Annotated in this window: 8 protein-coding genes; 3 read left to right on the top strand and 5 right to left on the bottom strand. The window is 54.6% G+C overall.

The features are described from left to right. Positions 1-70: 70 nt before the first annotated feature. The 5 genes from IBX51_RS13165 to glgC all read right to left on the bottom strand — a co-directional run bounded on the left by IBX51_RS13165 (position 71) and on the right by glgC (position 5,802). On the bottom strand, positions 71-838 hold the full coding sequence (locus tag IBX51_RS13165) for an SDR family NAD(P)-dependent oxidoreductase (RefSeq protein ID WP_291831742.1): 768 nt from the start codon (positions 836-838) through the stop codon (positions 71-73). A 21-nt stretch (positions 839-859) separates the two neighbouring features. Next, positions 860-1,219, bottom strand: a complete 360-nt coding sequence (locus IBX51_RS13160; RefSeq protein WP_291831741.1) for a PilZ domain-containing protein — start codon at positions 1,217-1,219, stop codon at positions 860-862. Positions 1,220-1,347: 128 nt separating this feature from the next. Beyond that, positions 1,348-2,823: a 4-alpha-glucanotransferase gene (gene malQ, locus IBX51_RS13155; RefSeq protein WP_291831740.1), complete on the bottom strand. Its 1,476-nt coding sequence runs from the start codon at positions 2,821-2,823 to the stop codon at positions 1,348-1,350. Then, the gene (locus IBX51_RS13150; protein ID WP_291831739.1) at positions 2,820-4,547 is read right to left on the bottom strand and encodes a glycoside hydrolase family 57 protein; all 1,728 of its coding nucleotides are present in this window, start codon (positions 4,545-4,547) and stop codon (positions 2,820-2,822) included. Before IBX51_RS13150 ends, malQ begins: the two co-directional genes overlap by 4 nt. After that, positions 4,537-5,802 carry a glucose-1-phosphate adenylyltransferase gene (gene glgC, locus IBX51_RS13145; protein ID WP_291831738.1) on the bottom strand — a complete coding sequence of 422 codons (1,266 nt, stop codon included), beginning with the start codon at positions 5,800-5,802 and terminating at the stop codon, positions 4,537-4,539. The genes IBX51_RS13150 and glgC overlap by 11 nt, the downstream gene beginning before the upstream one ends. A gap of 207 nt (positions 5,803-6,009) precedes the next feature. Here glgC and glgB point away from each other — a divergent pair, with 207 nt between their 5' ends. From glgB to IBX51_RS13130, 3 genes are all read left to right on the top strand, one after another. Further along, a complete protein-coding gene (gene glgB / locus IBX51_RS13140) occupies positions 6,010-7,899 on the top strand; it encodes a 1,4-alpha-glucan branching protein GlgB (RefSeq protein ID WP_291831737.1) in 1,890 nt (629 codons plus the stop codon). Further along, complete coding sequence (gene glgA, locus IBX51_RS13135; protein ID WP_291831736.1) at positions 7,896-9,362, top strand: glycogen synthase GlgA; 1,467 nt, start codon at positions 7,896-7,898, stop codon at positions 9,360-9,362. Before glgB ends, glgA begins: the two co-directional genes overlap by 4 nt. Before the next feature lie 33 nt (positions 9,363-9,395). Next, positions 9,396-9,622 (top strand): DUF3417 domain-containing protein (locus tag IBX51_RS13130; RefSeq protein WP_291831735.1); only part of this gene is annotated, 227 nt, incomplete at its 3' end.

The raw sequence follows: 9,622 nt of genomic DNA, 5'->3' as shown, positions 1-9,622 counted from the left end.
GCGGAATGAGCCCGGCCAATTCGACTGGCAGGGCTCGTATTGTGTAGGCGGCAAGCGTCATTGATTGCTGTCAGCGGGCGGTGTAGCCGCCGTCGATGACCAGTTCGCTACCTGTGACAAACTTGGATTCGTCTGACGCCAGGTACACGATACCCCAGGCAATATCATCCGGCTCGCCCATGTGACCCAGGGGATGCAGTGAGGCCGTCGCTTGTCTGGCTGCTTCCGGATCTTCCGTCGACTGCAAATGATGCTCAACCAACGGCGTCCAGATAAAGCCCGGGTGTACGGAGTTTGCCCGTATCTTGTCCGCCGCGTAAAGCAGCGCATCGGTTTTGGTCATCAACCGAACCGCGCCTTTGGAGGCATGATACGGAGGTATGTCCGGCGCACTCACCAAACCATAGATTGATGACAGGTTAATCAGGCTGCCACTGCCGGCTTTCTTCATGTGCGGAATGGCGTGTTTGGTACAGAAGAAAACGCCTTTTACGTTCACTGCCTGTACCTTGTCCCATTCTTCTTCAGTCAGTTCATGGGTCGGTTTATTGGGGCCAGCAATACCGGCGTTGTTAACCAGTACATCGAATTTGCCAAAACGCTCGGCGACACCGTCGATGGCCGCTTTAACCTGAGCCTCATCCGACACATCGCAATGCCAGTAACCAACCTGATAGCCCTTGTCACTGAGAGCGTTGGCCAAGGCTTCACCCTCTTTATCGAGAACGTCCAGAATACCAACCGCGGCGCCTTCCTCAAGCATCCTTTCTACTGCTGCTTTACCGATACCCAAGGCACCGCCGGTGACTGCTGCTACTTTTCCTTTCAATCTTGCCATGTCGATTTTCCCTTTAGTCCCTTAGTGAGCTTTTCTTTTTTTAGGATTGCTAACCCTGTATCGCTCCCGGTTTTTTAGCCAGTCGATAAGTTCAGCCACGGTCAGCGCGTCGTTATCTACCCCATCGAAATCCAGGCCTATCCCCTTGGCAGACTGGCGAACCACGTGTGCGGTAAGCACTCGATGGCCCAAGTCTTGCTGTTCAGGATAGCGGAAAGCCAGTTGAATGGTCTGGTTTAACCGGATACCGGTGTAATCCGTGGCGACAAACAAGCCGCGCCGTGACGCGTCCTGAATTTCACCAATGGCTACCGGAACGCCTCGTTTGTAAACCAGGATAGACAACTCCCCTCCAGTGCGGTGGCTCAGTCGATGTTCCATTGTTCTGCCCCCCCTGCCTATTTTTAACGCATTACCGTCTCAGAGATGTTACACACCCTATTGGTCGTTATAGTTGATTATATTTTGGCGCATTTTGATGCCGATCAAAAAACGATCAATCAGCATAATTACCGTCCGTACAGGTTCACCATCTCCTTGATCGATTCAGTGCTAGCGCGCTCCAGATAGTTGTCGGGAAGTTGCCAAATCCAGTTGTTTGTCGTGGTACCCGGAGTGTTGAATCGGGCGTCTGAATCCAGGCCAAGCAGATCCTGCATGGGAATAATGACCAGTTTTGAAACCGAACCAAGCGCGGCCTGAACAATAGGCAATGGCTGGCAATCATCGCCGGTGCGAAGGTAGCGATTAACGTAACTCCGTGTATTGGCATCCAGGCTCCGGTACCAGCCAAGGGTGGTATCGTTATCGTGAGTGCCGGTGTAAACCAGATCCTCTTCTTGGTGGTTGTGCAGCAAGTGCGGGTTGCTGGCGCTGCCGTCAAACCCGAATTGCATCACCGTCATGCCCGGCAAACGGAACCGGTGCCGGAGCGCCTCGACGTCTGCCCCGATCACCCCCAGGTTTTCTGCAATCAATGGGAGATCTGGCAACTGCTCGAAGCAGGCTGACAAAAAGGCCTCTCCGGGCCCGGCCATCCACTGCCCCAGGATTGGCCTTGGGTCTGCTGCGGGTATTTCCCAGAACGCCTGTAATCCCCGGAAGTGGTCAATTCTCAACAGGTCAAACTCTTCCCGCTGGCTGGCAAGACGTTCTACCCACCATCGGTAATTCTGTTTGGCCATGGCGGTCCAGTCGTAGAGTGGATTACCCCAGTGTTGGCCCTCTGGTGAGAAATAGTCCGGGGGTACCCCAGCCACCACGACTGGCTGGCCATGGGTATCCAGCCTGAACACATCCGGATTGGCCCATACATCTGCGCTGTCGTGAGCAACAAAGATTGGAATATCGCCGAATAACAGCACGCCCCGGTCGCGGGCGAACCGGCGCATGGCCTGCCATTGCGCGTGAAACAAAAACTGTTCAAAACGAACCTGCTCTACGGCCCCCCGGTGCTGATCCCGAAAGGTCTCAAGAGCCGAACTTTCCCTTTGTCGGAGAGGTTCTGGCCAGTCGTACCAGGCCATGCCTTCCAGTGAGTCCCGAATCGCCACAAAAAGGGCAAAATCATTCAGCCAGTGACTATGGTTGCTGACAAACTGCTCCCAGGCTTCATGATTAATACTGGCACTCGCCTGATACTTTCCCCCATAAAAACGTTCACCCGCTATGGCCAGGGAGCTCGCACGGCTTTGCCGCTCAAGATCCTCCATGGTCAGCAAACCTGGTTCTAGCAGCTCAGCCAGATCGATAAAGTCCGGGTTGCCGGCATGAGCAGATAACGACTGATAGGGCGATAAGTCAGCGTGTGTAGGGCCTGTTGGCAGCGTCTGCCAGATTGTCATCCCCGCATTCGCCAGAAATTCAGTAAATCGCCGGGCCTGGTGCCCTAACTTTCCGTAGATTCCTGGCAAGGCTGTCGGGTGCAATAGCACCCCTGCCCGGCGCCTGGAAAACACAGGAATCGGGGCCAGCCGGTCGCTCATTCCCCAGCTCCCGCATCGTGTCCCGGTCGCATGGCGCCACCCCGGGCAGGTTCCCCCCCGCCCTGGCTGAGTGGCTGGGATAAACTGGCCGGTACCGGATAACCAATGGTTCTGTAAAGGCTGGTCAAATGCTGACGATACAGGTGCTCAAAGTCACGAACGACGGCAGCTGGATTGTAATCACCAAACCACCAGAACCAGTCGGAGCCCTCACAAAGCCCAAGTTGCCGGCTGGCTTTTTCTCTCTGTTCGACAGACAGGTCACCGCTGTCTATAGCTCGATCAAAATGCTGCTTGGCTTCGCACAGCAGATCCCAGGCCCGGTTCTTGTCGGGATCGCCAATCCAGGTTGAAAAGGTGCCATAAATCCAGCTGCCGGCCACCAGGTGTGGAAGTCGAGCGGGCTCGCACACGGGCTGCTCCAGCAAAGCGTTGTAGGTGGTCAGGCGCAGGCTGCTATGGTTTTCCAGAACTCGGTAAAGTTCGTCCAGAAAGTAGTAACCGTTTTCCGGATAGTATTCCCAGGCATTTTCGCCATCCAGAATCACCGAAATGACCGGCGTTTTATCCGGTTTATTCTCGATCGCAATATTTTCAATATGGTGTACCAGATCACCGACGGCGTCTTCCGCATGCCACTCCGAATAGGTAAAGCCAATCAGGTCAGACAAACCGTCATCGCGGAAAAACACTGTTAGCGGTTCTTCGGCAAACTGAAATGGCTGATGTATGCCGGGATTCTTCTTTAATCCATGTTGCTCCTGCGCCAGCCTGATGCTGTTATGGGCAACCGAGTCACCACTGGCGCTCCATCGAAAACCCTGTTGCGCTAACAGTGAAAGTGTCTGCTGGCTCAGAGCGCCTTCGGAGGCCCAGCAGCCGACCGGTTGTTCTCCGAAAAACCGTTGAAAAACCTGCCGGCCTTGTTGCAAGTGCCAGGTCGCCCTTTCTGTTCCGCCAGCGTATTGCGCATGCTCCGGCATCGCGATATCCGGGATCGCCTCGCGGGCGGATTCCAGGTCCTGTAGCAAAGGCAAAATGGGGTGTGCCCAGGGGCTCATGGCCAACTCAACCTGACCTGTCTTTGCGAGGTGCCGGAACCTTGGCCCAAGGCTGGACATCAACTCCGCAATGATATCGAGCAAGGCACGACGGTCTTCCATGGAAAACTGGTGGCCTTTCTCCTGAAGGCTCTGTATCAGTGGATGGCTTCGGCGGACAGTTTCGCCCATCCAGCCCAGGTGGTACCACACCAACAAATCGGCGAGGAACTGGCCGGAGATATAACGCTGCATGTCGGGCCGGGTTCGGTAAAATCCTGCCAGTTCGGACAACCGTTTGTACGGGGTAAAACGCTTGATAATCCGATCAGCGTTGGCTCTCAGGCATTTTTCGATCAGCTCAAGAAAGCCTGGCGAACCCGGCTCCGGCAACGAGTCACTGACCAGCGCCGCAAGCACTGAGTCACCGATTGGGGCGCTGCTGTGTCGCCAGCGTTCAATCTGCATGAGGTACTCTTCAATCTGCTCCAGCAAAACCGGCGCAAAGTTGACCACAGCACGGGCATCAGGGTGGGCCTCCAAATGACCGGCCATATCTACGTAATCCTTGATGCAATGCAAGTACACCCAGGGGAACATAAACTCGCCAGAGCCTTGATCCTGATAGACCGGTTGATGCATGTGCCAGCACAGCACCACCGGAGTTCGCTGATCAGAGGCCATGAGGATAATCCTGCCCGAGCATCTCGGGGGTGACCAGAACGACCCCTTTCGGGGACACGTGGAACCGACGTTCATCTGAGGCCCTGTCATAACCTATTCGTGTTCCTTCGGGTATGCGACAGCCCCTATCAATCACCGCTTTCCGGATTCGGCAATGGCGCTCAATCTCCACATCCGGAAAGATCACTGAATCTTCTATTGAGGTGAAAGAGTGCACGCGAACCTGGGAAAACAATAACGAATGGCGAACCTTAGCGCCCGACACAATGCAACCTCCGGCCACCATAGAATCCACGGCGGTGCCGCGTCGGTTTTCGTCATCGAAAACAAACTTGGCCGGTGGGAGCTGCTCCTGATAGGTCCATATCGGCCAGTGGGAATCGTACAGATTCAACTCTGGGCTGATGTCGATCAGCTCAAGATTGGCCTGCCAAAGCGAATCGACAGTGCCTACGTCACGCCAGTAAGCAACCTTGTTGTTGACGGGATCACGGAATGGAAACGCGGCTACCCGCAATCTCCGGATAACCGACGGAATGATATCCTTGCCAAAATCATGGGACGACTCGCCATTCAGTTGATGATCTTTCAGCAGTTCGTCAAAAAGCACCTTGGTGCTGAACACATAGATGCCCATTGAGGCCAGCGCTTTGTCCGGTTTGCCAGGCATGGTCTTGGGCTTGTCTGGTTTCTCTTCAAACTCGGTGATGATGAGTTCCTCATCCACAGACATAACGCCAAAGGCCGTTGCATCCTCAACCGGGACTTCGATGCAGCCGACGGTAATATCAGCATCCCTTTCAACATGGGCTGCCAGCATGGTGCCGTAGTCCATTTTATAAACATGATCACCGGCCAGAATCAGCACATACTCCGGGTTGTGACTTTTTATGATGTCGAGGTTCTGCAAAACCGCATCTGCGGTGCCTTCATACCAGGACGTTTCAATGCGCTGCTGTGCAGGTAACAATTCAACAAACTCCCCGAGTTCTCCTCGCAGAAATCCCCAACCTTGCTGGATATGCCGAATCAATGAATGCGATTTATATTGGGTAATCACGCCAACCTGGCCAATGCCTGAGTTGATGCAATTCGAGAGTGGGAAATCAATGATCCTGAACTTACCGCCAAAAGGTACGGCCGGCTTGGCACGCCATTTGGTGAGATCATAAAGACGGGAACCCCGGCCTCCGGCAAGAACCAGGGCAAGGGTTTGACGGGTTAGTCGACTAACAAAACGCTGTGAAGTTTGCATGGCAGCTTCCCTGAAAACCAGAGTGGTCTTCTACCCTCTTCTGGCTTTATGAAGAGGGAATCGACAGAACTTTGACATCGGTACTAATATTAGAACACTACCATGAGATTGTGACGCATAATTGTCTTGGATCATTTTTTGAACAGCCGCGAAGGCGTCCAATGGTGGCAGCCTTAACCAACCATTCTGACCAGGAATCTTAGGTCTATGGAAAGCCCTGCCCTGAGCGAGTTTGATCTTCACTTGTTCGCCGAAGGGCGCCACTGGCACATATACAATGTGCTGGGCGCTCATCCACTGACCTATCGTGGTATCGAGGGTGTCCGCTTTGCGGTCTGGGCCCCCAATGCGACATCGGTCAGCGTTATAGGCGACTTTAATGACTGGCAATCGGGCCACCACCCAATGCAGCTGAACGCTGCGTATGGTGTTTGGAGTGTATTTTTGCCGGATATCCGCCCGGGCGCCCTGTATAAATATGCCATCGCGACGAACCGTGGCGAAGTTATCAAATCAGACCCCTATGGACAGGCTTTTGAGTTAAGGCCCAATACCGCAGCGGTTGTGACGGAGCGCGGGCGATATGCCTGGGGCGACGGCGACTGGATAGAACGGCGTAGCCGGTTCGACTGGCAACATCGTCCGATTTGCATTTACGAAGTTCACCCGGGTTCCTGGCGTCACCATGGTTCCGGGCGTTGGTTGAATTATCGGGAATTAGCGGAACAGCTAATTCCCTATGTTCAGGAAACCGGTTTTACCCACATCGAACTGCTGCCAATTACTGAACACCCGCTGGACGAATCCTGGGGTTATCAAACTACCGGCTATTACGCGCCGACCAGTCGTTACGGGACTCCGGATGATCTCAGATACCTGATTGATCAGTGTCACCAGAATGACATTGGCATCATTCTGGATTGGGTGCCCGGCCATTTTCCCGATGATAACTATGCTCTTGGCCGCTTTGACGGTACTGCGCTGTATGAGCACGAGGACCCCCGCCGTGGGCGACACCAGGACTGGGGAACCCTGATCTATAACTATGGCCGGCATGAGGTTCGGAATTTTCTGATTGGCAGCGCCCTGTTCTGGCTGGACACGTTTCACATAGACGGCCTGCGGGTGGATGCCGTGGCCTCCATGCTTTACTTGAATTACTCCCGACAGGAAGGTGAATGGCTGCCGAATGAACATGGTGGCCATGAGAATCTTGAGGCGGTTGAGTTCCTGAAAGATCTTAACCGGGTTTGCCAAAGCCGTTTTCCCGGCGCTCTGATGATGGCAGAGGAATCGACATCCTGGCCCTGGGTGACCCGCCCGCCGGAAATCGGTGGACTGGGCTTTAACCTCAAATGGAACATGGGATGGATGCATGACACGCTGCATTACCTGCAACAAGACCCGGTTTACCGGCAGTACCATCACGACAAACTCACCTTTGGTTTGATCTACGCCTACACTGAAAACTTCCTGTTGCCGCTCTCCCACGATGAGGTGGTTCACGGTAAATCCAGCTTGTTACAGAAGATGCCGGGAGATGAATGGCAGCAGAACGCCTCGCTTCGGTTGTTGTTCAGCTACATGTATACCTACCCGGGTGCCAAGCTTTTATTCATGGGGGGGGAATTCGGTCAGCGCCGTGAATGGAGCGAGAAACGAGAACTCGACTGGTACTTGCTGGAGCATGAAGAGCATCGTGGCATTAAAACACTGGTGCAAGACCTCAATGGCCTATATCGCGGCGAACCGGCCCTCCATGGTCGCAACTTCAGCAGTGAAGGCTTCGAGTGGATTGACTGTCACGACTCACCACAGTCCGTCATCAGCTATCTTCGCAAGGGCGGTAAAGAGGGAGAAATCCTGGTGATTGTCATTAATTTTACCCCCATTCCGCGGCATCATTACCGAATCGGGTTACCCCGGGGCGGTGTCTGGCGTGAAATCTTCAATTCGGACTCCGAATACTACGGCGGCAGCAATCTTGGCAATCCCCTGCCTCTGCACGCGGATGATCAACCCTGGATGGCCCGGCCCCATGCCGCTGACATCACCTTACCGCCGCTAGGCTTGATAATCCTGCGAGCCACATCATGACCCGTATTCTGTTTGTGACCAGTGAAGTGTTTCCGCTGGTTAAAACCGGCGGACTGGCAGATGTCTCCGCCAGCCTGCCGGAGGCATTGTGCAAACTCGGTCTGGACTGTCAGATCCTGTTGCCCGGTTATCCTGCCGCCTTGAAAGCCGCCAGGGAGATGGGTTCGCGCCGGAAAACCCGGTTCCGTTATGGTCAATATGACGTTGCACTCTGGCATACCCGGTTGCCAGGCACGGCAGTCAGTTTGTGGCTGGTTGATTGCCCGGCACTGTTTGATCGCTGCGGCGACAGCCCCTATCAGAATGAGGAAGGCGAAGACTGGTGGGATAACGCTCACCGGTTTCATCTGTTTGGTCGGATTGGTGCCATGTTGGCACTCGGTCAGCTGGGATTGTCGTGGCAGCCCGATATAGTGCATTGCAATGATTGGCAATCCGGATTGGTCCCGGTCTTTCTTGCCGATGCTCAACATGCCCCCAAGATTGTTTTTACCATCCATAACCTCGCCTACCAGGGACTGTTCTCACAGGAAACCTTTCGCGCGCTGGGCCTGCCGGACTACCTCTGGAGGTTCGAGTTTCTGGAGTTTCATGAGCAGCTGTCCTTCATGAAAGGCGGTTTGGTGTTCAGCGATGCCATTACCACGGTTAGTCCCTCCTATGCCGATGAAATCCAGACACCATGGTTTGGTTACGGGCTCGATGGTCTATTGCGACATCGTGCAGGTCATTTGACCGGCATTCTCAACGGCATCGACACCCGAGCCTGGGATCCGGAGCAAGATACCTGGTTGGATGACCACTATGGCCCAGGGAATCTGGCAAACAAAGCTCAGTGCAAAGCCAAGCTCAAACAAGAGCTCGGCCTGGCGGCCGGCGGAGCGCCGCTGTTCGGGTTTGTGGGGCGATTAGTGGAACAAAAAGGGCTCGACTGGTTATTGGCGGTGCTTCGGCCCCTGCTTGAACAAGGCTGCCAGTTTGCCCTGTTGGGCGCAGGCCAGAATCACTATCAGGAAAGGCTGCGTGAACTGGCGCAAGAATGGCCCCGGCAATTGTCGCTGACACTGGGCTATAACGAGGGGCTGGCCCACCGGATTACCGCCGGCAGCGATATCTTTTTAATGCCGTCCCGGTTCGAGCCCTGCGGTCTGAACCAAATGTACAGTCTGCGCTACGGCACCCTTCCGGTTGTTCATGGCGTTGGTGGGCTGAACGATACGGTGTTTGATCCGTGCGAAGAACGCCAGAACAAAGCCAACGGATTCGTTTTCAGGGAACCGACGCCAGACGCCTTCCTGGCCGCTATTCAGCGTGCCCTGATCGCCAAAGCCAACGTTAAAACCTGGCGCCGGTTGCAAGACAATGCCATGGCAGCGGACTACTCCTGGAAGTATCGAGCAAAAGAATACGCAGCCCTCTACCAAAATCTGTTAGCCGGCGACAGCCGGCTCCACGCCGATTAATGCAATGTCCATGGCCGCAAGGAGGTCATCATCATGCACAAGGCAACCGAATTCCGGTTGGAAGCCCGCCCCCACATCCCGGAGGCCATTGAACGACTGGAGATTTTGGCCAACGACTTGTTCTACAGCTGGGATCATGGGGTTCGCAGCCTGTTTGCCCGGATCGATTTACAGCTCTGGCAGAAGGTAGAGCACAACCCCAAACTGTTCCTGCGCAGAGCGTCGCAAGTTCGATTGAATGAGGCCGCTGAAGACCGGGC

Source organism: Marinobacter sp., from assembly GCF_014859525.1.
In the GTDB taxonomy this organism is placed as follows: domain Bacteria; phylum Pseudomonadota; class Gammaproteobacteria; order Pseudomonadales; family Oleiphilaceae; genus Marinobacter.
Note: the sequence above shows the minus strand (reverse complement) of the source record. Positions and strands in the feature narration are given on the sequence as shown.

Bases quoted from the DNA above. Each gene is read 5' to 3' on its own strand.
- IBX51_RS13165 (WP_291831742.1), bottom strand. From the start codon at position 838: ATGGCAAGATTGAAAGGAAAAGTAGCAGCAGTCACCGGCGGTGCCTTG.
- IBX51_RS13160 (WP_291831741.1), bottom strand. From the start codon at position 1,219: ATGGAACATCGACTGAGCCACCGCACTGGAGGGGAGTTGTCTATCCTG.
- malQ (WP_291831740.1), bottom strand. From the start codon at position 2,823: ATGAGCGACCGGCTGGCCCCGATTCCTGTGTTTTCCAGGCGCCGGGCA.
- IBX51_RS13150 (WP_291831739.1), bottom strand. From the start codon at position 4,547: ATGGCCTCTGATCAGCGAACTCCGGTGGTGCTGTGCTGGCACATGCAT.
- glgC (WP_291831738.1), bottom strand. From the start codon at position 5,802: ATGCAAACTTCACAGCGTTTTGTTAGTCGACTAACCCGTCAAACCCTT.
- glgB (WP_291831737.1), top strand. From the start codon at position 6,010: ATGGAAAGCCCTGCCCTGAGCGAGTTTGATCTTCACTTGTTCGCCGAA.
- glgA (WP_291831736.1), top strand. From the start codon at position 7,896: ATGACCCGTATTCTGTTTGTGACCAGTGAAGTGTTTCCGCTGGTTAAA.